The 22,770-nt window shown below is 36.3% G+C and carries 26 protein-coding genes and 1 pseudogene; 7 read left to right on the forward strand and 20 right to left on the reverse strand.

From position 1 onward, the window contains the following. Positions 1-119: 119 nt before the first annotated feature. From ACTT1L_RS09735 to ACTT1L_RS09760, 6 genes are all read right to left on the reverse strand, one after another. Positions 120-464, reverse strand: coding sequence for a DUF6176 family protein (locus tag ACTT1L_RS09735; RefSeq protein WP_071742017.1), 345 nt, complete (start codon positions 462-464; stop codon positions 120-122). Between the two features lie 2 nt (positions 465-466). Continuing rightward, a complete protein-coding gene (locus tag ACTT1L_RS09740) occupies positions 467-1,255 on the reverse strand; it encodes a GNAT family N-acetyltransferase (RefSeq protein WP_442821889.1) in 789 nt (262 codons plus the stop codon). Next, on the reverse strand, positions 1,252-1,584 hold the full coding sequence (locus ACTT1L_RS09745) for a cupin domain-containing protein (protein ID WP_061535705.1): 333 nt from the start codon (positions 1,582-1,584) through the stop codon (positions 1,252-1,254). Before ACTT1L_RS09745 ends, ACTT1L_RS09740 begins: the two co-directional genes overlap by 4 nt. Before the next feature lie 146 nt (positions 1,585-1,730). Next, positions 1,731-1,940, reverse strand: coding sequence for a hypothetical protein (locus ACTT1L_RS09750; RefSeq protein WP_000540687.1), 210 nt, complete (start codon positions 1,938-1,940; stop codon positions 1,731-1,733). Between the two features lie 105 nt (positions 1,941-2,045). Next, positions 2,046-3,179 carry an alanine dehydrogenase gene (gene ald / locus ACTT1L_RS09755; protein ID WP_001219405.1) on the reverse strand — a complete coding sequence of 378 codons (1,134 nt, stop codon included), beginning with the start codon at positions 3,177-3,179 and terminating at the stop codon, positions 2,046-2,048. Positions 3,180-3,392: 213 nt separating this feature from the next. Then, on the reverse strand, positions 3,393-4,184 hold the full coding sequence (locus tag ACTT1L_RS09760) for an SDR family oxidoreductase (RefSeq protein ID WP_025991611.1): 792 nt from the start codon (positions 4,182-4,184) through the stop codon (positions 3,393-3,395). A gap of 147 nt (positions 4,185-4,331) precedes the next feature. On the opposite strand from ACTT1L_RS09760, the gene ACTT1L_RS09765 reads away from it, so the two are divergent. Further along, on the forward strand, positions 4,332-4,790 hold the full coding sequence (locus tag ACTT1L_RS09765) for a universal stress protein (protein WP_001066673.1): 459 nt from the start codon (positions 4,332-4,334) through the stop codon (positions 4,788-4,790). Between the two features lie 41 nt (positions 4,791-4,831). On the opposite strand, the pseudogene ACTT1L_RS09770 reads toward ACTT1L_RS09765, so the two are convergent. After that, positions 4,832-5,526, reverse strand: a pseudogene (locus ACTT1L_RS09770) (hypothetical protein). A gap of 95 nt (positions 5,527-5,621) precedes the next feature. Between ACTT1L_RS09770 and ACTT1L_RS09775 the strand changes: the two are divergent. Beyond that, the gene (locus tag ACTT1L_RS09775) at positions 5,622-5,801 is read left to right on the forward strand and encodes a hypothetical protein (RefSeq protein ID WP_000342760.1); all 180 of its coding nucleotides are present in this window, start codon (positions 5,622-5,624) and stop codon (positions 5,799-5,801) included. Positions 5,802-5,873: 72 nt separating this feature from the next. Here the strand turns inward: ACTT1L_RS09775 and argH are convergent, their stop codons facing one another. Together argH and ACTT1L_RS09785 are read right to left on the reverse strand one after the other, a co-directional pair. Further along, positions 5,874-7,262 (reverse strand): argininosuccinate lyase, encoded by a 1,389-nt coding sequence (gene argH / locus ACTT1L_RS09780; RefSeq protein WP_000041273.1) that lies wholly within the window; start codon positions 7,260-7,262, stop codon positions 5,874-5,876. After that, positions 7,259-8,464 carry an argininosuccinate synthase gene (locus ACTT1L_RS09785; RefSeq protein ID WP_061132055.1) on the reverse strand — a complete coding sequence of 402 codons (1,206 nt, stop codon included), beginning with the start codon at positions 8,462-8,464 and terminating at the stop codon, positions 7,259-7,261. The genes argH and ACTT1L_RS09785 overlap by 4 nt, the downstream gene beginning before the upstream one ends. Before the next feature lie 166 nt (positions 8,465-8,630). Here ACTT1L_RS09785 and ACTT1L_RS09790 point away from each other — a divergent pair, with 166 nt between their 5' ends. After that, positions 8,631-8,948, forward strand: a complete 318-nt coding sequence (locus ACTT1L_RS09790; RefSeq protein ID WP_000417212.1) for a hypothetical protein — start codon at positions 8,631-8,633, stop codon at positions 8,946-8,948. A 28-nt stretch (positions 8,949-8,976) separates the two neighbouring features. Here the strand turns inward: ACTT1L_RS09790 and ACTT1L_RS09795 are convergent, their stop codons facing one another. Continuing rightward, positions 8,977-9,171, reverse strand: a complete 195-nt coding sequence (locus tag ACTT1L_RS09795; protein ID WP_442821890.1) for a hypothetical protein — start codon at positions 9,169-9,171, stop codon at positions 8,977-8,979. Between the two features lie 844 nt (positions 9,172-10,015). Here ACTT1L_RS09795 and ACTT1L_RS09800 point away from each other — a divergent pair. After that, positions 10,016-10,678 carry a YitT family protein gene (locus ACTT1L_RS09800; protein ID WP_001244531.1) on the forward strand — a complete coding sequence of 221 codons (663 nt, stop codon included), beginning with the start codon at positions 10,016-10,018 and terminating at the stop codon, positions 10,676-10,678. 31 nt (positions 10,679-10,709) lie between these two features. On the opposite strand, the gene ACTT1L_RS09805 is transcribed toward ACTT1L_RS09800, so the two are convergent. After that, complete coding sequence (locus ACTT1L_RS09805) at positions 10,710-11,543, reverse strand: EcsC family protein (protein WP_001256869.1); 834 nt, start codon at positions 11,541-11,543, stop codon at positions 10,710-10,712. A gap of 136 nt (positions 11,544-11,679) precedes the next feature. Here ACTT1L_RS09805 and ACTT1L_RS09810 point away from each other — a divergent pair, with 136 nt between their 5' ends. Together ACTT1L_RS09810 and ACTT1L_RS09815 are read left to right on the forward strand one after the other, a co-directional pair. Then, the gene (locus tag ACTT1L_RS09810) at positions 11,680-12,315 is read left to right on the forward strand and encodes a DUF1796 family putative cysteine peptidase (RefSeq protein ID WP_001053724.1); all 636 of its coding nucleotides are present in this window, start codon (positions 11,680-11,682) and stop codon (positions 12,313-12,315) included. A gap of 190 nt (positions 12,316-12,505) precedes the next feature. Further along, positions 12,506-12,940: an NUDIX hydrolase gene (locus ACTT1L_RS09815; protein ID WP_163072511.1), complete on the forward strand. Its 435-nt coding sequence runs from the start codon at positions 12,506-12,508 to the stop codon at positions 12,938-12,940. Positions 12,941-12,963: 23 nt separating this feature from the next. Here ACTT1L_RS09815 and ackA read toward each other — a convergent pair whose 3' ends face one another. The 5 genes from ackA to ACTT1L_RS09840 form a co-directional block, all read right to left on the reverse strand. Beyond that, the gene (gene ackA, locus ACTT1L_RS09820) at positions 12,964-14,157 is read right to left on the reverse strand and encodes an acetate kinase (protein ID WP_000034576.1); all 1,194 of its coding nucleotides are present in this window, start codon (positions 14,155-14,157) and stop codon (positions 12,964-12,966) included. Positions 14,158-14,456: 299 nt separating this feature from the next. Then, on the reverse strand, positions 14,457-15,443 hold the full coding sequence (locus ACTT1L_RS09825; protein WP_000084357.1) for a class I SAM-dependent methyltransferase: 987 nt from the start codon (positions 15,441-15,443) through the stop codon (positions 14,457-14,459). A gap of 197 nt (positions 15,444-15,640) precedes the next feature. Further along, positions 15,641-16,141 (reverse strand): thiol peroxidase, encoded by a 501-nt coding sequence (gene tpx, locus ACTT1L_RS09830; RefSeq protein WP_000024528.1) that lies wholly within the window; start codon positions 16,139-16,141, stop codon positions 15,641-15,643. A gap of 134 nt (positions 16,142-16,275) precedes the next feature. Beyond that, the gene (gene ytfJ, locus ACTT1L_RS09835) at positions 16,276-16,671 is read right to left on the reverse strand and encodes a GerW family sporulation protein (RefSeq protein ID WP_000350002.1); all 396 of its coding nucleotides are present in this window, start codon (positions 16,669-16,671) and stop codon (positions 16,276-16,278) included. A gap of 12 nt (positions 16,672-16,683) precedes the next feature. Then, positions 16,684-17,322 (reverse strand): DUF2953 domain-containing protein, encoded by a 639-nt coding sequence (locus ACTT1L_RS09840; RefSeq protein WP_000620650.1) that lies wholly within the window; start codon positions 17,320-17,322, stop codon positions 16,684-16,686. 205 nt (positions 17,323-17,527) lie between these two features. Between ACTT1L_RS09840 and ACTT1L_RS09845 the strand changes: the two genes are divergently transcribed. Then, entirely contained in the window at positions 17,528-18,331 is an 804-nt protein-coding gene (locus ACTT1L_RS09845; protein ID WP_000785168.1) for an NAD kinase, read from the forward strand. A 234-nt stretch (positions 18,332-18,565) separates the two neighbouring features. Here the strand turns inward: ACTT1L_RS09845 and ACTT1L_RS09850 are convergent, their stop codons facing one another. From ACTT1L_RS09850 to ACTT1L_RS09865, 4 genes are all read right to left on the reverse strand, one after another. Continuing rightward, positions 18,566-20,134 (reverse strand): amidohydrolase, encoded by a 1,569-nt coding sequence (locus tag ACTT1L_RS09850; protein ID WP_250669814.1) that lies wholly within the window; start codon positions 20,132-20,134, stop codon positions 18,566-18,568. A gap of 71 nt (positions 20,135-20,205) precedes the next feature. Next, the gene (locus ACTT1L_RS09855; protein ID WP_250669813.1) at positions 20,206-20,637 is read right to left on the reverse strand and encodes a VOC family protein; all 432 of its coding nucleotides are present in this window, start codon (positions 20,635-20,637) and stop codon (positions 20,206-20,208) included. Positions 20,638-20,738: 101 nt separating this feature from the next. Then, entirely contained in the window at positions 20,739-22,325 is a 1,587-nt protein-coding gene (gene mbcS, locus ACTT1L_RS09860) for an acyl-CoA synthetase MbcS (RefSeq protein ID WP_000817740.1), read from the reverse strand. A gap of 222 nt (positions 22,326-22,547) precedes the next feature. Then, complete coding sequence (locus ACTT1L_RS09865; RefSeq protein WP_000124489.1) at positions 22,548-22,745, reverse strand: alpha/beta-type small acid-soluble spore protein; 198 nt, start codon at positions 22,743-22,745, stop codon at positions 22,548-22,550. Between the last annotated feature and the right edge of the window lie 25 nt (positions 22,746-22,770).

Below are 22,770 nucleotides of genomic sequence, written 5' to 3' on the forward strand. Positions count from 1 at the left end.
ATAAAAAGCACATCTATTTTGATGCGCCCTTCACATATACTTTAGTAACATATAAATCATTTTTTGAAACAAAAACTCTCACTCAGATGACCATTTTACGGTTATAAAATACCAATCTATTATTTCATCGCATCCTTCACACCATCTTGAATCATAACGACTTCTGTTTTCATATCAACAGAGGAGACTTCCTCATCAATACATTCATACCAAAATTCCAAATGCTTTTTATCAATTTCATGATGAGAATTTTCGACAAGAGCCCCGCCTTCTCCTTGCACAGAATACCAATATAAGTACTCTTCTCCATCTCTTATTTCCCGGAAAATTGTCTCAACGTACATCTTTTCGTCGTTTAATGTCAAAAGCACTTCTTTCATATTGTCATTCAGAAGCTGCATCCATTCATCTACACGATGACTTTTACCAGGCTTCACTTTAAATCTCGTTAATTCCACATTCATTTTTATTCCCCCGTTTTCTTCCGTACAAATAATCTATATTCTATTGGATTATGAAAACTTAATTTGCTAGCTAATTTTCGCGAAGAAGTATTGTCTACATAACAATCCCAGCACGGTGTAATATCATTTTGCATGCAATGCTCAATGAACCGCGTCGCAACAGCTTGAGCTAACCCTTTCCCTTGATATGCTTTATGCGTCACAATATCAATTTCAGCAAATCCGTTTCCACTAAATATTGAAACACATTCCGCTACAATCGTTCCCTCTAGTTCTATACAAAATCCAAAACCATCGTTTAAAAATGTTTCTTTTGATCCCCAATATTCTTTGTAGTACTCTTCTGTAAATTCACTGCTTCGTTCTATATATCTTCTATCAATACGCTTCACTTCATATGTATTTTTGTTACAATTTCGTTTTCTCTCTTCAAAGATTACGCTTTGAAACTTCATTCGCGGGATGTTTCGAAGTACATGACTAAAACGTTCTTCTATCATCATTTCCCACTCGTCACTCGAAGAGAACAATGTAAATCTCTTCTCTGTTTTTTCAATAGCCTTTTTTATAAAAGAAAATAAATCTTCGTTGTAATTTTGATCATCAGTATGACCAAATAAATAATAAATGCCATTCGCTGTACGAATTAGTCCTGCTGTTAACTTCTCGTTTACAAAAACATCACCATCTATCACTTGATCACATACCGCATAAGCAAACGTCGTCGTTTTTGTATGGCTTTCTAAAATCGGAAGGATTTTTCTATACTCAGCTACAGATAATTTTTTCATAATTGCTCCACTTTAATCGTATCCGCCTCTATATGTTCAAAACAAAGATTTACCGTTCTCTTTAATGCTCTCGTTCTATGAATCGTACATGCTGGAATTAAAATAGAATCATTCGGCTTTAATACCGCTGTTTCTCCATCTTCAAAATCAATAAGTAATTCTCCCTCTAACACAATAAATAATTCATCTGAATTAGAATGATAGTGCCAATCATATTCACCAGTAAACACAGCGATTCGTAAGCAATGACTATTTACATTTGAAACGACGAAGTTTTTATGTTGCTCTTGAATGTCTTTTGTTATCTCTATTAAATTTATTTTTCCCATAGAATCTCTCCCCTTTACACCCCTTTATATACTTATCTTAAAATTAACATAAGAGGTATTTTACTAACAAGAAAAAAATCCCATATTCTGAAATCAAAAAAGATCCCTAATCTTTCCTAACTATAAGAAAAATTAAAGATCTTTTTTTATTTTATCGGAAATGTACTATCTCCAGCAGAAAGTACACCTTTCATATAACCTTTTGCAAAATCAGGCAATCCAATAATAAGTACTGCGGTTACAATTCCAATACCAATACCTCTTAGTTTCGGATTATTCTTCTTTTTACCTAAAATCATTGTAATAATTCCTGCTATAAGCAAAACAAATGACAAAATATCATAAATATACCCTATGTTGTGCCTCCCATTCTCATCCTAATTTCTTATTATATATATTATAAGATGTTTTCATTTTAAATAAAAGCCCTCCTAAAAAAAGGAAGGCTACATATATTTTAATTATGATAAAGCAGGAGCTTTTTCAAGAAGCTCTTTCGCATCAGCGTATTGTAAACCGTGAGCTTCTGCAACTGCTTCGAATGTTACGTATCCATCTAATGTGTTAATACCTTTTAGTAATGCAGTGTTGCCTAAGCAAGCATCTTTGTAGCCTTTGTTCGCAATTTGTACTGCATATGGTACTGTTACATTTGTTAATGCAAGAGTTGATGTACGTGGAACCGCACCTGGCATATTAGCAACTGCATAATGAACAACGCCATGTTTTTCGTAAGTTGGGTTGTCATGAGTTGTAATACGGTCAGTTGTTTCGAAAATACCACCTTGGTCAATCGCGATATCTACAACGACAGAACCTGGTTCCATTGATTGAATCATTTCTTCTGTTACAAGTTTTGGCGCTTTTGCACCTGGAATTAATACTGCACCAATAACAAGATCAGATTCTTTTACAGCTTCTGCGATGTTGTATGGATTAGACATTAACGTTTTTACTTGGTTACCGAAAATGTCATCTAGTTGACGAAGACGTTCTGCACTTAAGTCGATGATTGTTACATCTGCACCTAAACCTACTGCAATCTTCGCTGCGTTTGTACCAGCTTGACCACCGCCGATAATTGTTACTTTGCCGCGTTTTACCCCTGGAACGCCTGCAAGTAAAATACCTTTACCACCCTTGTTTTTCTCAAGGAATTGTGCACCGATTTGTGCAGACATACGACCTGCTACTTCACTCATAGGTGCAAGTAATGGTAATGAACGATTGTCTAATTGTACTGTTTCGTATGCAATTGATACAACTTTGTTATCAATTAATGCTTTCGTTAATTCTGGTTCTGGAGCTAAGTGTAAGTATGTGAATAAAATTAAACCTTCACGGAAATAACCGTATTCACTTGCTACTGGCTCTTTTACCTTCATAACCATATCTTGATTCCATGCTTCTTCAGCAGTTTCAACAAGTTTCGCACCAGCTTGTACGTATTCTTCATCCGTAAAGCCAGATCCTAAACCTGCTCCTTTTTGAACAAAAACTTCATGACCATTTTGTACTAAATGTACTGCTCCCGCTGGCGTCATTGCCACGCGGTTTTCATTGTTTTTAATTTCTGTTGGAATACCGATACGCATTATTAGTTCCCCCTTGAGTTATGAAATGACCCCTGAATCATTTTTTAAAGCGCTTTCTACGCTCTTATATTTTAACATAATATCTCAATATTTGACAAAAAATAATACAAGTTTTCCGATAGATTTAATTTTATATTAAAGGACAGTATTATCCGCACCTCTTTGCATAAAGGATAAACTGTCCAATTATTCGAAACTTCTCTTTATTTTTCTCTATCGATGTCTATGAATAACATCAACTGCACCAGTCACTTCAATAATTGTACCGGTAATCATATCGGAATCGTCCTCACATAAAAACGAAATCGTTCTTGCAATATCTTCACCTGTTCCAGATCTACCAACTGGTGTGTTACGTTCTTTCAACTGACGTGCTTCTTGAATCGTCGCTTCTTTCATTTCACCAATAATATCACCAGGACATACCATGTTTGCAGTAATACCATATTCAGCTTCTTCGTAAGCCACTGTTTTCGTTAATGAAACAAGTCCTACTTTCGCTGCGGCAAAAGCTGAACGATAAATCCATCCCGGTGCGCTATCCGCCCCTTGAAATCCGTAATTAATAATACGGCCAAAGTTCTGTTTTCTCATAATCGGAACGACAAGTTTCAACAAATGAAACACCGCTGTTAAATTACCCTGAATCATTTCATTCCATTCATCTTCTTCATAATCGACTAACTTTTTTCGTTCAAATACATATGGACCAGCATTATTAATTAAGAAATCGATTTTGCCAAAACGGCTTATCGCTTCTTCTACTATTTTATGTAAATCTTCCTTTTTCGTGACATCCGCTTGCACGAATTGTAGACGCTCTTCCATATTTTTATATGTTTCTTTCATCTTTTCCATAGCCGTGATATCGCTATGATATGTTACTGTTACTGAATAGCCTTTAGCCAATAATTTTTCTGTTACTTGCTTTCCTAAACCTTTCGTACCGGCTGTAATGAGCGCGTGTCTCACAAAACGGCCCCCTTTTAAATTGCTATAGTTCATATGTAACAAGTTCTCGCACCAATTACAACTAAAATGAATCAAAACAGAGTTTTCGAAATTCTGTAACGTTTCCGACAAGCACATTACCAAAATTTGTTTTATAATAAAGTTGTAAACGGTAATAAAAATGATTGGGAGGAATTTACTATGAATAATACATATACAAATATTTTAATCGCGGTGGATGGTTCTAAAGAAGCAGAAAAAGCCTTTAAAAAAGCAATTCAAGTCGCAAAACGCAACAATGCAACATTAACTATTGCTCATATCGTTGATGTAAAAGCATACTCAGCAGTAGAAGCTTATAGCCGTGCAATTGCTGAACGTGCAAATCTATTTGCAGAAGACTTATTAGAAGACTACAAAAAAACTGCGCTTGAAGCTGGCCTTGAAAAAATTGAAACTGTATTAGAATTTGGTAATCCTAAATCAAAAATTTCAAAAGAAATCGCTCCAAATCATAAAGTAGATTTAATTATGTGTGGTGCAACTGGTTTAAATGCTGTTGAGCGTTTCCTAATTGGTAGCGTCTCTGAACATATTATTCGCTATGCGAAATGCGATGTCCTTGTTGTTCGTGGTGATGAGGAGCAAGGTGAGCTTTAATTTATAAATAAAACACCAAGTCCACACGGGCTTGGTGTTTTTCATTTCACATATTTTACTAGAAATACAAGACAAGCTATAACAACAACGGTAATTGCCAATATATAAGGAGGTAGAAACTTTAAAGACCATAATGCCATCATAATCGTAGCTACTGTTAAATAAGATTGCCTTGCATCTTCTGTCATTTTTTTACGAAGGCAGAATACATACAAATAACCGATTGGCGGCGTAATAAAGCAAAGAACATATATAATTTTAGATTTCAAATACCATTTTTGTTCCCCAAGTTTCTGTATATCTTCTTCTATTCTCTTATGCTCTTGTTCTCTCGCTTCTTCTACAAGCGGATCTTCCTCTTCTCCTCGCTTTTCTTTCATATAAGGAAGAAAATGCATGAAAAAATAGTATGCAAATACGAACGCTCCAAATCCAATATTTACTCTTTCTAATGGAATATGTTCACTAAAACAAGCAGCGGCAATCACTAAAGAAAAACAATACGTCGTTATCCAAAATGAACGTTTTCTCTTTTTCGTTCCATTTCTTTTTTATCTTGTACATGTTTTCTTTTCGAAAGCCATATCGAAATACAGCAGTCTACTACAAATAGAATAAAGATAAATATCCCGATATGTACTGTTTCTACATCCTCAAATGAAAAGATATTTGGGAATGCAACGTGCAATACAATTAGCGTATACAAAATTAACCCTATAAAATAAATACGTCTCATTTTCCATCCCTTTCTTATTTCCTAACATTACATTAACATACATTTTTTAGAAATAAACGGACAAAATATATATGTTTAGAAAAGGAGGGTGCTACATGGATGATTCTGAACGTATTATTTTAGATGTGAATGGGAAAGAAATCGAAATGTTAGATACGATTCGTACTCATTTTAAAGAGAAACATGGAGTTGAACTAAGTAACGGTGCATTGCTTAGAGATTTGATGGATATTGAGTATATTCGAATTACGGAAGATCGACATAAGTATGATTAATGTTAGGTTGTAAAAATTATAAAAAAGGTACACTTCCCTCTACTAAGGTTAGCGTACCTTCTTTCTTATCAATCAACTTCCCACAAACTCTCCAACTAACCCCTTCGCCTTCTCCAAAGCCTTTTCAATCTGTTCAAATCCTGTTCCACCAGCACTGTTTCGACGCTTTACAGCTGCATATGGTGACAGCACTTCATACAAATCTTCTTCAAATAACGAGCTCATTTCTTTATACGTTTCAAGTGGTACATCTACTAAATAAATTCCTTTTTGTGTACAGTGCAGCACTAGCTTTCCAACAATTTCATGAGCTTGACGGAATGGTAGTCCTTTGTTTGCTAAGTAGTCAGCAATTTCTGTTGCGTTAGAGAAATCTTGCGTTACAGCTTGCCCCATTTTTTCTTTGTTTACAGTCATTGTCTCTAACATGCCTGCCATAATATGAAGGCATCCTTCTACTGTTTTTACTGTATCAAACATTCCTTCTTTATCTTCTTGCAAGTCTTTATTGTAAGCGAGCGGCAATCCTTTCATTACTGTAAGTAAGCTAAATAAATTACCGTACACTCTGCCTGTTTTACCACGAATAAGTTCCGCCATATCTGGATTTTTCTTTTGCGGCATAATGCTGCTTCCCGTTGCGTATTGATCGCTCATTTCAATAAATTGAAACTCTTGGCTACTCCATAAAATAAGTTCTTCGCAAAAGCGTGATAAGTGCATCATAAGCATAGATGAGTTACTGAGGAACTCCAATATGAAATCGCGATCGCTTACTGCATCTAAACTATTTTCATAGATTCCATTAAATCCAAGAAGCCCCGCACTATATTCTCGGTCAATCGGGAATGTTGTCCCAGCTAACGCTCCTGCTCCTAATGGTGAAATGTTAATACGCTTTAATGAATCTTCATAACGATTCACATCACGCTCTAACATCCAAAAATAAGCGAGAATATGATGCGCAAATGAAATTGGCTGGGCACGCTGCAAGTGCGTATAACCAGGCATAATCGTCTCAATATTATTTTCTGCTTGATGAACAAGAACCGTCTGCAATTGTTTTGTAGCTTTTATAATATGCTCTACTTTTTCATTTAAATATAAGTGCATATCTGTCGCTACTTGATCGTTACGACTTCGGCCAGTATGAAGTTTCCCGCCTACTTCACCGATTTTTTCAATTAACATCTTTTCGATATTTAAATGAATGTCTTCCGCTTCAACGGAAAAATGCAATTTATTTTGTTTCGCTTCTTCTAATAAATATTGAAGACCTATCTTTATTTTCTCTGCTTCTTCTTTCGTAACGATGCCTTGCTTTGCTAGCATCGTTACGTGCGCAATACTCCCGTTTATATCTTGATTTACTAATTGTTGATCGAAGGAGATGGATGCCCCGAACTCTTCAACCCACGCTTCCGCTTCTTCTGTAAAACGTCCGCCCCAAAGTTTGCTCACGCTTCCACCTTCTTTTGATTCACTTGGCTGTATACTTTCGTCGGTAAACCGAATAATGAAATGAATCCAACTGCTGCATCATGATTAAATTCATCCTGAGCAGTATACGTTGCTAATTTTTCATCGTATAAAGAGTACTCAGATTTACGTCCTTCTACAATTGCATGACCTTTAAATAATTTCACACGCACCATGCCTGTTACATTCTTTTGCGTTTCTTGTAAGAAAGCATGAAGCGCTTGTTTTAAAGGCGAGAACCATAAACCGTTATAAATAAGCTCTGTTATTTTTTGCTCAATCATCGGTTTAAAATGTGCTACTTCTTTTACGAGTGTTAAATCTTCAAGTTCTTTATGCGCCGTAATTAATGTCATTGCTGCTGGGCATTCGTATACTTCACGCGATTTAATACCGACAAGACGATTTTCTACGTGATCGATACGTCCAACGCCATGTTTTCCAGCAAGTGCATTTAACGTTTTAATAAGTTCTGAAAGTGGGTATGCAGTACCATTTAAAGTCGTCGGTACGCCTGCTTCAAAGCCGATTTCTACAAACTCTGGTTTATTCGGTGTATCTTCTAATGCTAATGTCATCTCATATGCATCTTCTGGCGGTGCTGCCCATGGATCTTCTAAAACGCCACATTCATTACTGCGTCCCCATAAGTTTTGATCGATTGAAAATGGGCTGTCTAAATTAATCGGAATTGGTACATCGTTTTCTTTTGCATAGGCAATTTCTTCTTCACGTGACCATTTCCATTCACGTACAGGCGCAATCACTTCTAAGTAAGGATTTAACGCTTGAATAGAAACTTCAAAACGAACTTGATCATTCCCTTTCCCTGTACATCCGTGTGCCACTGCAGTCGCTCCTTCTTGTTCTGCAATCTCTACTAATTTCTTTGCGATAAGTGGACGAGATAACGCCGAAACGAGAGGATATTTCCCTTCATATAACGTGTGTGCTTGCATCGCCATCAATGCATATTCGTTTGCAAATTCTTCTTGAACATCAATCATATATGATTTAATTGCACCTACTGAAAGTGCCTTTTCTTTTACAAATGCTAAGTCTTTACCTTCCCCTAAGTCTAAACAAAGCGCGATAATATCATAATTCTTCTCTTGTAACCATTTAATTGCAACGGAAGTATCAAGGCCTCCAGAATATGCTAATACAACTTTTTTCTTCTCCATTTTGCATCCCCCTAAAGAATAAATATTCATTTTCTTTTATAATAATTCACACTTTAACACCTTTTACAAAATGTATCAAGAGTCATTTTCAAATTTTTTCAAACAATTTCGTCGAACTTCTTTCTGTTTTTTTGTACAATATAAGCAGGAAAACGGGGGTGAACTTATGGAAAAGTATTTCTTATACGATGAACATCTCGGAATTGAAATTCCGCATTTACAAGAAGACTGGGAAGATATCCCCGAAAAAATGCAACATGCGATTTTATTAAAATGGGAACAAGTTCGCGGAAAGATTCCTGATCGTATAAAAGAACTCGAACATTATATTAATGCAAAACAGCATCATTTAAATAACGAAGAAGACTTCGAAATTTCTTGCAAACTGAATTCAGAAATTGCCGATCTCGCTTCCATCATTAATGACCTTTGGCTTTGGTATCGACTCACTCAAAATGTATCTGAGGGGAAAGCACACCAATAAAAAAAGCATGCCCCTCAATTACTTTGGGTCATGCTTTTTTGTCGTAACACGATTTACAATATATTTCTTGTGCTGTTTTTGCCAAACACACATCAAATGGACCAACTAATATACTTCTTTCTTTCGGCAACTTTCCAAAAGCAACAAGCTCTTCTTCATATTGAATCTTTTTCTGACATGAAACGCATATTAACTCTTTTCTTTTAAACATGTCTTTTAGCATATTCTCACTCTCCTCTTCATCTATCTATATTAATATACTCTCATAATAGTTAAAACTTGTAAAAAAATGACACATTATAAAGTAAATGATTCATATACTATGTACAAAAGGAGGCCTTACACTTATGCGCGCTTTCGTTATTATCGCTTTAACTTTTTTAAGTGTGATTAGCTGGGATGCGTTTTTTAAAGATAAAAAGGATACAACTGAATAACACCCATTTTTCTTACTTATTGGACAACCCGTTAAAAACTGTCCAATTCTGCGAAATAACTTAGGCTTTTCTACAAAAATATTTAAACATAACAATTTTTGTAGATTTCCTCCGTTTATTGTCGGTTTCCATCCGCATACATTTTTTGAAAGTATGATATAATAATATAAATCTTGAAGGAAGGGATTTTGATATCATGATCGCTCGAAGGAGCATGTGGCATCGTATTGACGAATCATACACGTAGCGTATTTTCCAGCTCAGATACTTTAGTCTAGCGAAAAAAATACGAGAGTGGGGAAATTATGATTGCCCGAAGGATAATTTGGCAAAAAAAAGACTCTTCTTACACATAGCGTTTTGTTTAGGGCTTAATTGTTACTAGCTAAACAAAACAAAGAAGAGCAGGATTGCTAAATGAAGAATCCTACTCCACGTTTTGTTTAGTCGTTTTAAGACTTAAACTAAAACGAAAGTAGGGAGAATTGATGGACGAGAGGATTATTCGTTATTTCTTCAGCGACATATAGCGTAGTTAGTTTTTTCGTAAACTAACTGAAGCTACATGTGAGCTCGTAGTTAGTTTACAACACAAAAAAGGACTACTAACTACGGAAAGAAGGAATAACGATGAGGAACATCCAAAGTCGACAAATTATTAAAGAAGTTTTTATGGTTTTAATCGGTTCATTTATTTTAGCAGCAGCGCTATATCACATTCACTTCCAAAACCACTTAACAGAAGGTGGCTTTGTAGGTATCGCACTATTCATCCAAAATTTTTATGATATTTCACCATCTATTTCAACTGTAATGATGGATATCCCAATTATTCTACTATGCGCTTCATTGTTAGGTAGAAAAATGGTTGGCTATTCATTCTTAGGTTCAATTTCATTCGGAGTATTTTATTCTCTTATGGAAAATTATTCTCCATTTACGGTCGATTTATCAAACAATTTATTTATAGCTGCAGTAGTTGGCGGTGCGTTAGCTGGTATTGGACTCGGTTTTATATTGCGATTTGGCGGTGCAACCGGTGGAGACGATATTTTAACAATTGTATTAAGTAAAAAAACACGTTTTACAATTGGGCAAATTTTCTTCGTCTTTGACGCGATTGTTCTTGCGCTTTCATTATATTATTTAAATTGGACAGAAATTGCTTTTACTATTCTTTCGATTGCCGTACAGGCAAAAACATTGGATTTAATTTATTATCCAAAAACAGAAAAAGCAGAAGAAAAGCAGCCAGTATCTATTCCAATGTCCAAAAAGCATGCAACAAATTAAAAAAGCGAAAGGCTTCGGCCTCTCGCTTTTTTTATGCTCTTTTTTCCTTCTCGACTATGTGGCGCACTTGATAAAATCTATTTGCAAATTCAGTAACGTTTCTTGTTAAACGATAATTCACTGTAGACCCGATTGCCATTCCAATTACCGGAATACCTTGGAATAATTTACGACGAAGAGCATAAATCGAAAATGTTTTCAAAATTTGTTTTAAAATAATTTCAGTCGAAGCTGGTTGTAACACCGCTTCATCTCCTTCGTAGAAGAAGGAATCTTCTTGTTCTAGCTCTTGCAGTAAATTGTACCATGCGTATTGCTGAAGTCTTCCTGGTAGTAATGACGCATGAAATACCTTTAACGCAAGCATCATTTCATAAGGCTTGTTCACATCATGCCCAAATGACGTTGCAATAAGTTGGACAGCCTTCACATTTAACGCAATCATAACCGGAAAATCAGCTGTTAATAATAATAAACCTCCAGCACCCGTTGCTCCGCCTTGTACGAATGAATATAGGCGATGGCGTGCTGTTTGCTGCTCTGCTATGTATGTTAATTGATCGATAGATAATGCTTTTAAATCCTCTAGTTGCTCAATCGATTCATCAAATAATCTCGATGTTCCTAAAATACGATTACGCGCCTCTAACTGTGATTGTGAACTTTGAATCAATGCATGCAAATGAAAGAGCCATCCATCTGCTTTCGTAAAGAAATCTTTTCGTTTTTTCTCAGGTAGTTTCGCAATTGTATTATGTACCCATTTATCAAACAGTTTTTGAAAATCAGTCGCTTCTTGCTCAACTAATTGCGATTCCCATTCTTTTATATTGTCTAAAATGGCTTGTTCTCGCTTCGATCGCATCGTAACAACCACCTCGTTCGATTTTTTTCTATTGTAACATATTTCTGCTTATTCTTTGCAAATATGCTTGTCTATCTTTATTCACATACCACTTTTAGTGACATAAAATATTAACAAAAAGGATGAGATAAATCACATGAATCTATCCGATATAAAAAAAGAATATCATGCAGTATTCAGTTTAGGACAAAACTGCTGGCCTGCTTGGGCGTTATATCAATTCAAATTATCACCATTTTTTGGCGTTATTGATTTTATGCTAAGCCCATCATTAGAAAAGGTGAATATATTATTACAAAATCGATTTGACCGTTTTTTACAGTTAGAAAACTTATCCTTCATCTCATTTTGGGATGATGATGCGAAATTAAGACTACGGGATAATCTATATGAAATCGACTCCTGCCACGACTTTAAAACAGATGTAAACACACCAACTTCTTGGCCTTCTTATACAGAAATTAAGTTAAATTATGAGCACCGAATTAATCGTTTTCTAACAACAATTGACACAGCACAATCCATATTATTTATTCGAACTGGAGGAACATACGAAGAAGCACGTTCCTTAGAACACATTTTATCTCAAATCGTTACACATACATTCTCTGTCCTATTACTCATTCCTGAAGATGTACCAACTGTTACGGAAGAAGATTGGGGATTGCAAAATATTTGCGTTATAAAATGTCCTATTATGGATGTATTTCAGTACAATGAAACATTTTGGAATGACTTATTTAATGGCATCGTAATTCGACCACATTCTTAAATACACGACACTTTTATTACGCAATACATTATAATCATCCTTATACAAAATAAAGTGAAACTTTAATCAGCCCTCACCAATCGGACTTTAACGGACAGCCCGACCCCCACCTAACTTCTTTGCTTCCGCTGAATTTTGAGGTGGGGGTCTTACTGCCCGTTAAAGCGGGATAAATAAGGAGTGATTGTATATGTATCCACGTGCAAAAGCTTTCGGTCTTGCTTTACATCACGAGCGGCTTCTCGTACAAGAATATCATACAAGCGATGAAACATATTACCGGCCTCTTGGCGGTTCAATTGAACTTGGTGAAAAATCAGCACATACCGTTATTCGTGAATTTCAAGAAGAGCTTCATACAGAAGTGGAGATCACTGCTTATTTAGGTTGCTTAGAAAACATCTTTCATCTTGATGGAGAAATTGCTCATGAAATCATTCAGTTATATTCTTTACGCTTATTAGACACGTCACTATATGGAATGGAAGTACTGAATATACAAGATGAACAAACAGTATCGTATGCGAAGTGGATTCCCATTACAGCATTCATTCAGGAGAAAAAAGCACTATATCCAGATGGAATTTTAAACTATATCCAAAAGAAAAAAGACGAAATCCTATAGGACTTCGTCTTTCTTTTCATATATTAACCGATGTTTCCAAGACGTAGTACGTCACGAGCGATCATAACTTCTTCGTCAGTTGGAATTACAATAATTTTTACTGGAGAATGCGGGAAGTTGATGAATGCTTCCTCACCGAATACGTTATTGCGTTTTGCATCGAAGTATACGCCCATGTATTCAAGGCCTTCTAATACGCGTTCACGAATAATCGCACTGTTTTCACCTACACCAGCTGTGAAGATGATTGCATCTACACCTTTCATACGAGCAGTGTAAGAACCGATGTATTTGTGGATACGGCTTACGAATACATCAAGTGCTACTTTCGCACGGTGATCGCCTTCTTCTTCTTTCGCAATGATGTCACGTAGGTCACTAGAGTAACCAGTAAGACCTAACATACCACTCTTCTTGTTTAATACGTTAACTACTTCTTCTACTGTTTGGCCTGTTTTTTCCATGATGTATGGAATTAACGCAGGGTCAATGTTACCAGAACGTGTACCCATTGTTACACCAGCAAGTGGAGTGAAGCCCATAGAAGTATCGATAGATTTACCGCCTTCTACTGCTGCGATACTTGCACCGTTACCTAAGTGACAAGAAAGTAAGCTTAAGCTTTCAAGTGGACGACCTAATAGTTCAGCCGCACGTTCAGTTACATATTTATGAGAAGTTCCGTGGAAACCGTATTTACGGATACCGAATTTTTCATAGTACTCATATGGTAAGCTGTATAGGAATGCAGATTCCGGCATTGTTTGGTGGAATGCTGTATCGAATACTGCTACTGCTGGTACGTTTGGTAATACTTCTTGGAATGCTTTAATACCAACAACGTTTGCTGGGTTGTGAAGTGGTGCTAAATCGCTTAATTCTTCGATATCAGCTAATACTTCATCAGTAATTAGAACAGAGTCAGCAAATTTTTCGCCGCCGTGAACAACACGGTGACCGATACCGCCAATCTCATCTAGAGATTTAACGATTCCGTTTTCAGTTAATTTTTTAAGAAGCATATTAACTGCTACTGCGTGATCTGGAATGTTTGTAATTTCTTTTTGTTTTTCGCCATCTACAGTAATAGTGAAGATACTATCTTCTAAACCGATACGTTCTACTAAACCTTTTGTTAATACTGTTTCACTTGGCATTTCAAATAATTGGAATTTTAAGGAAGAGCTTCCTGCGTTAATCGCGATGATTTTTGACATCTAGTCTTTCGCCCCTTTTTCTCTTGGTAGTTGTGTGGATGTTTCCACAAACCGCTCGATTTTATCTGATCAAATTTACTAAATATGAAAACGTTTCATCATTAGTAAATTTTATACTCACGATTTTAATTTAAACATCGTACGACATATATTTCAAGTGAAAAAATTGTAACACCAAGAAAAAAAATATATTACAGATTTCAAAAAAATTCAGTTAAATCTTGTATATATTTAAAAATATGACATATCATATAAAACTGTACTACATGAATTACTAACCCTGTTACATATACCTAGCCTTATTTATGCGTTGCAAACCAAGTATTTAATTGGTCCATAATGTCCTCCATCGCCTTCATGTTGGAGAATTTAGGTAACTCCACTAATAACGCCTGTTTTGGCATCGTTACACTAGGACCTTTCTTTTGGAGAACAAATATACTTTTTGCATTTTTCTCGTTTTTAAACATGGAAACAGGTAGCTGTAATAACCCCTGAATAAAGCATGTTTCTTTAATAAATGCATGTAATTTCGGTGCTTGATCACTTTCAAAAATGAAGTTCGGTACTAGGAAGAATAAGTATCCGCCTTCTTTCGTATGCTTCACACTTTGTTCAATAAATAGGTGGTGGGCATATGACATTCCTTCATCTGCTTTTAACTTATATTCACTTGCACCGATTTCATTTGGATAGTAACCAACCGGTAAGTCTGAAACGACTGCATCAACTGGATCGATATAAAGCGGTGCTAGTCCATCTTGATGGAAGAATTCGATTGCATGCTTTTGTAAATTCGCATTTACTAAAGCAAGTTTAATTAGCACTTCGTCCACTTCTACACCAAATCCACTCATCGTAACGTTTTCTTGAGCACTATTGAAAACTGTCGTCATCAAGTTACCTGTTCCAATTGCAGGGTCTAACACAGTAATTTCATTTTGACCCTTCATAAATTTATGGAATAAGTAACTCATGAACATACCAACTGCATCAGGCGTCATTTCGTGATTCGCTTGTACGCCTTCCTTCATTCCTTTTAAGATGGCTAACTGAAATGCTTTACGAATTTCTTCACCTTTATATGTTTCTTCATTAAACGTACTATATTCACGATTCAGCCTTTCAATTGCTGATTCTGATAATTCCTCTTGTAAAATCGCTCCTTCAAACAAGTTATCCCCTGTTTCTACAAGCGCCTCTAAATATGTTACATCTAATTCTTTACGTAAAACTACCGCAGAAGAATCAAAAATAGAAAATAAAGTTTCTACTGTCTGACTCACGTACATTCCTCCTTCTCTCTTTTACACATAACTTATATCATACCATAATCTGATTTTTTCCCAAAAGAAAAAGCGACCTCTTTTTAAGAGCTCCCTTTTTAGTGATGTATGATGTAACGTCTTCTCTCGTATATCGATTCCATATAGCAATATATGAGAGAAGACGACCTCTTACAAAGAGGTCATCTTCGTTCACATTATTTTGCAGCTTTTGCTGCTTCTAATGCTGCTTCATAGTTTGGATGGCTTGTACCTTCGCTTACGTATTCTACGTAAACTACTTTGTCATTGCTATCTACTACGAATACTGCACGAGCAAGTAAACGAAGCTCTTTCATTACTAAGCCGTAAGCTTCACCGAATGAAAGGTCACGGTGGTCAGAAAGTGTAACAACATTTTCTAAACCGTTTGCTGCACACCAACGTTTTTGAGCGAATGGTAAGTCAGCGCTAATCGTTAATACTTTCGCGTTTTCAATACCTGCTGCATCTTGGTTAAAACGACGTGTTTGTGCATCACATACACCTGTGTCGATAGAAGGTACAACACTAATTAATTTCACTTCACCTTTGTATGTTTCTAAACTTACTGGAGATAAGTCATTTGCTAACACTTGGAAGTTTGGCGCTTGATCGCCAACTTTAACTTCTGTTCCAACTAAAGTCATTGGGTTACCTTTAAAAGTTACGTTTGCCACTTGAAAATCCTCCCTTATTTAAACAAAATATGTACAATGTAAATGATAGTTTGTCCCTATCGATAATGCAAATAAAATCGCTTTATTTACAAAAAAATTAAAGAAGCTAATCTATTGATCAGCTTCTTTATTCGTTAAATTTGAAATTCAGGATCGTCTTCTTTTCGTTTATCCATCATTTCTTTCACTTTATCAACAGCTTGTGGCGCTAATTCAATTATTTTATCGATGACGTGTGTTTGCTTATCTAAGTGCAACACTTTTACGCCTTCTCCATTTATAACAAGAAAAGCAACAGGATTAATAGAAACTCCTCCACCGCTTCCCCCGCCAAATGGATGGCGGCCTGAATGTTCTATTTTACCAAATTCACTTCCACCAGCCGCAAATCCGAAGCTAACTTTTGAAACGGTAAGAATTACACTTCCATCAGCAGCTTTAATTGGATCGCCGACAATTGTATTTACATCAGTCATTTGTTTTAAATGCTGCATTGCAGTTGTCATTAAACCTTGAATTGGATGGTCCATTCTATATCCCCCCTATGCTTGAACAGATTTTTCTGTCGTACCAGATCTTTGTCTTCTCATAAACACGAGTAATTTCACCGCTGTTTTTATAGTACGGAATATACGAAAAGATGCTGTTAACTCACATCTTGATGCAAATCCTTTCCCTTGAAAAACAGGAGTAATTTCAAATTCTGGTACGTCGACAATATGCATATATTGTCCTACAACTCCAGCAGCCATTCCTTTTGTCCCCCATGCATATCCTGTGACAATTCCAGTACTAGCTGCGTCGCCTGCTCCAATTTGTGTATGCCATTTCCAACCATTGATTTTCACTCGTTTGAGAAAATCTTTAACAATAGTATGAACTTCTTGAAGCTTTTTTATCAGTTCCCCCATACTATCAAGTTGTGCCATAATTTTATTGTCTAGTCCGCCGTCCTCTTCAGCTTTTTCGATTTTTTGTCCTGTTTTCTTCTGCTGTTTCTCAATTCTTTCCAACACATCAAATGTATATCGAATCATCCATATTTTCACTTGAAGCAAACATTGCTTTTCCATTTCTGAATATAAAAATGTCACTTTAAGCTTTATTTTCGACAATAGTATAAACAAAATAAAAAGGAGAAGAATTATTATTCCAATTACGAGCCACTTCATACGTATCATCCTTTCACTCCGTACCCATTATCGACAACTTTATTCATCATTAAACAGCGTTTCATAAGATTGAATATAAAAATTTTTCTAAAAATAAAAAGGTATTTTGACAATTTATATCGAAATATATTATTTGAACATATCGTCAGGGAACGGACTCTAATGATATGTAGCACGAAGCATAGAAAATTTAACTGCAGTGGAGGGATACATAATGGCAGATCGTCGCAATTTATTTTTCTTTTATGGTGATGACAAAGCAAAGCTCGTTGAAAAAATGAAACCAATCTATCGTATTTTAGAAGAGAATGGATTCACCATATTAGATCATCCAAAAAATGCAAACGCTATCGTCAGTGTTGGAGATGATGCAACTTTCTTACAAGCCGTTCGTAAAACTGGTTTTAGGGAAGATTGTTTATACGCAGGGATTTCTACGAAAGATGAAATTTCATTCTACTGCGATTTCCATATTGATCACGTTGATACAGCCCTTCAAGAAATTACAAAAAATGAAATTGAAGTGCGAAAATATCCAACAATTGAGGTAGATGTAGATGGTAGCACATCTTTCCATTGTTTAAATGAGTTCTCATTACGTTCTAGCATTATTAAAACGTTCGTTGTAGATGTTCACGTTGATGATTTATATTTCGAAACTTTTAGAGGTGACGGTTTAGTTGTTTCTACCCCAACAGGAAGTACAGCTTACAATAAATCGTTACGTGGTGCAGTTGTTGATCCGCTTATCCCTTGCTTCCAAGTAAGTGAATTAGCATCTTTAAATAACAACACATATCGTACACTTGGTTCACCGTTCATTTTAAATCACGAACGTACATTAACTTTAAAACTAAGACCAGACGGTAACGATTATCCTGTTATCGGCATGGATAACGAAGCGCTTAGCATTAAACAAGTGGAAAAAGCTGTTGTACGCTTAAGCGATAAACAAATTAAAACAGTTAAATTAAAAAACAACTCTTTCTGGGAAAAAGTACAGAGAACGTTTTTATAGTATTAAAATAACCGTAGAATTATGGTGGCCCATAATTCTACGGTTATTTATTTACCCCGATTGGTGCGAGCAACAACCTCTCGCTATCCGGCCGATATTCTTGTCAGTTTTTGTCGGTAAGTCGATATATTCTAATAATCGCTCATATATTTGGAGTTACGGTCGATATATTTCAATAATCGCTGATATAATTCAGGTTACGGTCGATATATTCCGATAATTGCTCATATATTTTTACGCACCTTTTCTATAGACGACTTTGCCATCTATTACGGTCATCTCTGCTTGTACTTCTTTTATTTCCTCTGCCTCTATTTCAAAAATATCGCGGTCTAATATTGTAAAGTCTGCCTCATATCCTTTTGTAATTTGCCCTCGCTTCGCTTCTTTTCCGATTGCATAGGCACTTCCTGTTGTAAATAAAGAAACAGCCTCATATACCGTTAATCTTTCTTCTGGCATATAACATAAACCGTCAATAAAACTTCTACGTGTAACAGCGCTATATATGCCTAGAAACGGATTTACTTGCTCGATCGGAGCATCAGATCCCCCGTTACAGTGTAATCCCGCTTCCAGTAACGTCTTCCAAGCATACGCATAACGAAGACGGTGCTCGCCTAGTTTTTCAATGACTGATGGAAAATCTGATGAAACAAAGACTGGTTGTATATCAATAATGGCTTGCAAGTTTTTCATTCTTTCAATCAACTCTTCACGAGCTAGCTGACAATGAATAATACGGTCGCGTAATCCTTTTGCTGGCGGATACAATTCAAGCGCATCAATGACATATTCAAGCGATAAGTCACCGATAGTATGAATCGCAACTGGCATATGTAAGTCTCGTGCTTTCTTCACTAATTCCGCAAGTTCTTCACGTGAGAAAATGGCAACTCCATTTGTTTCTCTCGCATCTTCATACGGTTCACTTAATAAAGCTGTTCTTCCGCCAAAAGAACCGTCAGAAAAAATTTTCATTGCCCCAAACTCAATATAATGCTCATTTTCATATTCTTTTCGTTCATGTGCTACTTCATGGTGAACGAGTAAATGTGCTTTAAATGGCATTTCTTTTATAACATGAGAAAACGCATTATGCGTTTTTCTAAATCCACCGTAATAATTTAAATCTTCCGTATGCCCGCCAACGAGTCCATATTGCCAGCAGTCTTTAATTGCTGTTTGCAAAGCACTTTGTAAGTAGGCTTCATCAATTTCAGGCTGGACATGTTTGATTAACTCTTGGCCTTGTTCATATAAAAGTCCTGTTAATTTATTGAATGAGTCCCGTCCAACTTTCCCGCCTTTTGGATCTTCTGCCTTTTCTGTTATGTTCGCTTCTTGCAGTATGTATGAGTTCACCCATGTAACATGGCGACAAACTCTCTTTAATAAAATGGGATGTTCTTTCGAAATTTCATCTAAATCACGCACGTGAACATCTTTCGTATCCTTAAAATTATTTTCGTTCCAGCCCTCTCCGATAATCCAAGAACCTTTCGGCGCTTCTTCTACTCGCTTCCGAACGAGAGTCAGCACTTCTCTATAAGATGTGCAGTTTGATAAATCTAAACGAAGTAACCTCTCCCCGTGACCAATAAGATGCATATGGCTATCAACGAGACCTGGAATCATCGTTTTGCCTTTTAAATCGCGCAATTTAGCCACAGCATATCGGTTTTCTAACTCTTTTTTACTTCCAACATCAACAATCATACCGTTTTCAACGTAAATAGCGTCCACTTTTTCATTTTCTTCTCTCATTGTGTAAATGTTGCCACCATACCAAATTTCCCCCATATATTTCATCTCCTTTATTTTTTATTGTATAAAAAAAAGCACCATTTCAAAACATGGTGCTTTTCTAAACATTACTTTTGTTCAGTAGTAGACGTTGTAACTTGCCATTCAATATTAAATTTATCTTTTACTTGTCCGTATGCTGGGCTCCAGAACGTTTCTTGAAGGGGCATAATAACTTCGCCACCTTCTTGTAACTTATCGAATACTTCTTTCGCTTTTTCTGCGTTACTAATTTGAATTGCGATTGTTACTTGAGATCCAATTGCATGCCCTTGACCTGGGAATGTATCAGAAATCATAAAATCCGTATTACCAACTTTTAAAGTAGCGTGTAAAACGCGTTCTTTCGCTTCAGCTGGAACCGGGTATTCTGGATTTTCAGGCATATCACCAAAAGTTTGCATGACTTCCACTTTTGCATCTAACGCCTCTTTATAAAACTGTACAGCTTCTTGCCCACTACCATCTAAAACTAAGTACGGATTAATACCTAAAATCATACGGACACCTCTTTTTCAATTTATAAAATCGAACTTGTGTTCGTTTTTATATTATCATTGTTTGCCATTTCATTCAACTATTTCCTTCACTGTTTTCAAATTTATTTTGACGGAATCTCCATCTCTTGTTTTCTAAGCTCAATACGGCGGATTTTTCCAGAAATCGTTTTTGGTAGTTCATCTACAAATTCAATTTTGCGAGGGTATTTATATGGTGCAGTAAGTTCTTTGACGTGTTGTTGGAGTATTGGAATTAATGTTTCTTCGTTCTTTTCTATATTCTCTCTTAATACGATAAATGCCTTCACGACACTTCCGCGAATTTCATCAGGACTTGCGACAACCGCACATTCTCTCACGTAAGGGTGCTTTACGAGCGCATCTTCTACTTCAAACGGCCCGATTGTATAACCAGAGCTAATAATAATATCATCACCGCGCCCTTCAAACCAGAAATAGCCGTCTTCATCTTTTTTCGCTTTATCACCTGTAATATAATAATCACCGCGGAATTGCATCGCTGTACGCTCATCGTCTTTGTAATATTGTTTAAAGAGGGCCGGCGTTTCAATGTGAACTGCAATATCACCAACTTCGCCTACTTTCACTGGAATACCTTCCTCATTTACAATATCAACGTGGTTACCCGGCGTCGGTTTCCCCATTGATCCTGGTCTATTATCCATTCCTTTCATTACACCAACAAGCAATGTGTTTTCCGTTTGCCCATAGCCGTCTCTTACTGTAATATGAAAGTGCTTTTGGAACGTTTCAATGACTTCTCTATTTAACGGCTCACCTGCGGATACAGCGCTATGTAACGCTTCTAAATTGTATTCACTTAAATTTTCTACTTTTGCCATTAATCTATACTCAGTCGGCGTACAACAAAGCACATTCACCTTATTATCGTCTAATAAATTTAAATACGTTTTTGGTTCAAACTTACCGTGGTATACAAATCCTGTTGCCCCCGAGCCTAGAGTTGCTAAAAACGGGCTCCAAATCCACTTCTGCCAGCCTGGACTAGCTGTTGCCCACACAACATCATTCTCTTCAATTCCGAGCCAATTTGGAGCGCTCGTACGTAAATGAGCGTATGCCCACGCATGTGTATGAACAACACCTTTTGGATTTCCCGTCGTTCCTGACGTGTAAGATAAAAAGACCATATCTTCTTTATCTGTCTTCGCCATTTCTAACATGTCACTTTCTGTTTCTAACGCTGTTTTTAAATTGATCCATCCATCTACTGGCTGCTCGCTCAGAACGAATTTTTGAAGGGATTCCATCGCTTCTATATCATCAAACTGTCCAATGTACGGCTCATAACTTACGATTGCTTTTACTTCCCCATGTCCAATGCGGTACTCGATATCCTTTTTGCGTAACATTTCCGAACTCGGAATTACGACAAATCCTGCTTTAATGGCAGCGATATACGTCATGTATGCTTCAATTAAACGCGGCATCATAATGAGGAGCTTGTCCCCTTTTTGCAGACCACTCTTTATAAAAGCGTTTCCAATTTTATTTGCACCTTTCATTAACTCCGCGTATGTAACTTCTCGGCGATTCCCTTTATCATCTTGCCAAATTAAAGCAAGCTTCTCTTTATCACCTGTATATTTCTCTATTTCAGAAACTAAATTATAAGACGGTGGTGCCAACAATTCCTCTCTCTTCATAAACATCCTCCTTTTTCTTTATGCCTCCCTTATATAATAAAGAATTTTCTGTCAATTTTGAACCCTCATCTTTTGACAAATTTTTTAGTTCTGTCGAATATATCGAACACAACTTAGAATATATTAACAAAAAATTAAATATATCAATTTACCGACAAATGGCGCCACAACATAAAAAAGAAAGAGCGGGAGAACCCGCTCTTTCTAAGCCATCATATGGGATTATTTTTGGTAACCGCCTAATTGTTGCTCAGCTAGTGAAACTAGACGTTTAGTGATTTCACCACCAACAGAACCGTTAGCGCGAGCTGTTGCATCAGCTCCAAGTTGAACACCAAACTCTTGAGCGATTTCGTATTTCATTTGGTCTAATGCTGATTCAGCACCAGGAACCGCTAATTTATTTGTGCTACGTGCCATGTTATATCACCTCCTTGTGAGTATA

The sequence above is a fragment of the Bacillus sp. FH genome, from assembly GCF_052216825.1.
In the GTDB taxonomy this organism is placed as follows: Bacteria; Bacillota; Bacilli; order Bacillales; family Bacillaceae_G; genus Bacillus_A; species Bacillus_A paranthracis.

What these genes read in the sequence shown, in the direction of transcription:
- mbcS (WP_000817740.1), bottom strand. Translation starts at nt 22,325, where the DNA reads ATGAAGAGAGAGGAATTGTTGGCACCACCGTCTTATAATTTAGTTTCT.
- ACTT1L_RS09745 (WP_061535705.1), bottom strand. Translation starts at nt 1,584, where the DNA reads ATGGGAAAAATAAATTTAATAGAGATAACAAAAGACATTCAAGAGCAA.
- ACTT1L_RS09795 (WP_442821890.1), bottom strand. Translation starts at nt 9,171, where the DNA reads ATGCTAAAAGACATGTTTAAAAGAAAAGAGTTAATATGCGTTTCATGT.
- ACTT1L_RS09855 (WP_250669813.1), bottom strand. Translation starts at nt 20,637, where the DNA reads ATGATTTTAGGTATTAATCCGTACTTAGTTTTAGATGGTAGTGGGCAA.
- ACTT1L_RS09865 (WP_000124489.1), bottom strand. Translation starts at nt 22,745, where the DNA reads ATGGCACGTAGCACAAATAAATTAGCGGTTCCTGGTGCTGAATCAGCA.
- ACTT1L_RS09815 (WP_163072511.1), top strand. Translation starts at nt 12,506, where the DNA reads ATGTATCCACGTGCAAAAGCTTTCGGTCTTGCTTTACATCACGAGCGG.
- ACTT1L_RS09735 (WP_071742017.1), bottom strand. Translation starts at nt 464, where the DNA reads ATGAATGTGGAATTAACGAGATTTAAAGTGAAGCCTGGTAAAAGTCAT.
- ACTT1L_RS09805 (WP_001256869.1), bottom strand. Translation starts at nt 11,543, where the DNA reads ATGCGATCGAAGCGAGAACAAGCCATTTTAGACAATATAAAAGAATGG.
- ACTT1L_RS09850 (WP_250669814.1), bottom strand. Translation starts at nt 20,134, where the DNA reads ATGGGGGAAATTTGGTATGGTGGCAACATTTACACAATGAGAGAAGAA.
- ACTT1L_RS09740 (WP_442821889.1), bottom strand. Translation starts at nt 1,255, where the DNA reads ATGAAAAAATTATCTGTAGCTGAGTATAGAAAAATCCTTCCGATTTTA.
- ACTT1L_RS09785 (WP_061132055.1), bottom strand. Translation starts at nt 8,464, where the DNA reads ATGGAGAAGAAAAAAGTTGTATTAGCATATTCTGGAGGCCTTGATACT.
- ACTT1L_RS09775 (WP_000342760.1), top strand. Translation starts at nt 5,622, where the DNA reads ATGGATGATTCTGAACGTATTATTTTAGATGTGAATGGGAAAGAAATC.
- ald (WP_001219405.1), bottom strand. Translation starts at nt 3,179, where the DNA reads ATGCGTATCGGTATTCCAACAGAAATTAAAAACAATGAAAACCGCGTG.
- ACTT1L_RS09765 (WP_001066673.1), top strand. Translation starts at nt 4,332, where the DNA reads ATGAATAATACATATACAAATATTTTAATCGCGGTGGATGGTTCTAAA.
- ACTT1L_RS09845 (WP_000785168.1), top strand. Translation starts at nt 17,528, where the DNA reads ATGGCAGATCGTCGCAATTTATTTTTCTTTTATGGTGATGACAAAGCA.
- ACTT1L_RS09790 (WP_000417212.1), top strand. Translation starts at nt 8,631, where the DNA reads ATGGAAAAGTATTTCTTATACGATGAACATCTCGGAATTGAAATTCCG.
- ACTT1L_RS09760 (WP_025991611.1), bottom strand. Translation starts at nt 4,184, where the DNA reads ATGAACTATAGCAATTTAAAAGGGGGCCGTTTTGTGAGACACGCGCTC.
- ackA (WP_000034576.1), bottom strand. Translation starts at nt 14,157, where the DNA reads ATGTCAAAAATCATCGCGATTAACGCAGGAAGCTCTTCCTTAAAATTC.
- ACTT1L_RS09800 (WP_001244531.1), top strand. Translation starts at nt 10,016, where the DNA reads ATGAGGAACATCCAAAGTCGACAAATTATTAAAGAAGTTTTTATGGTT.
- ytfJ (WP_000350002.1), bottom strand. Translation starts at nt 16,671, where the DNA reads ATGGACCATCCAATTCAAGGTTTAATGACAACTGCAATGCAGCATTTA.
- ACTT1L_RS09840 (WP_000620650.1), bottom strand. Translation starts at nt 17,322, where the DNA reads ATGATACGTATGAAGTGGCTCGTAATTGGAATAATAATTCTTCTCCTT.
- ACTT1L_RS09810 (WP_001053724.1), top strand. Translation starts at nt 11,680, where the DNA reads ATGAATCTATCCGATATAAAAAAAGAATATCATGCAGTATTCAGTTTA.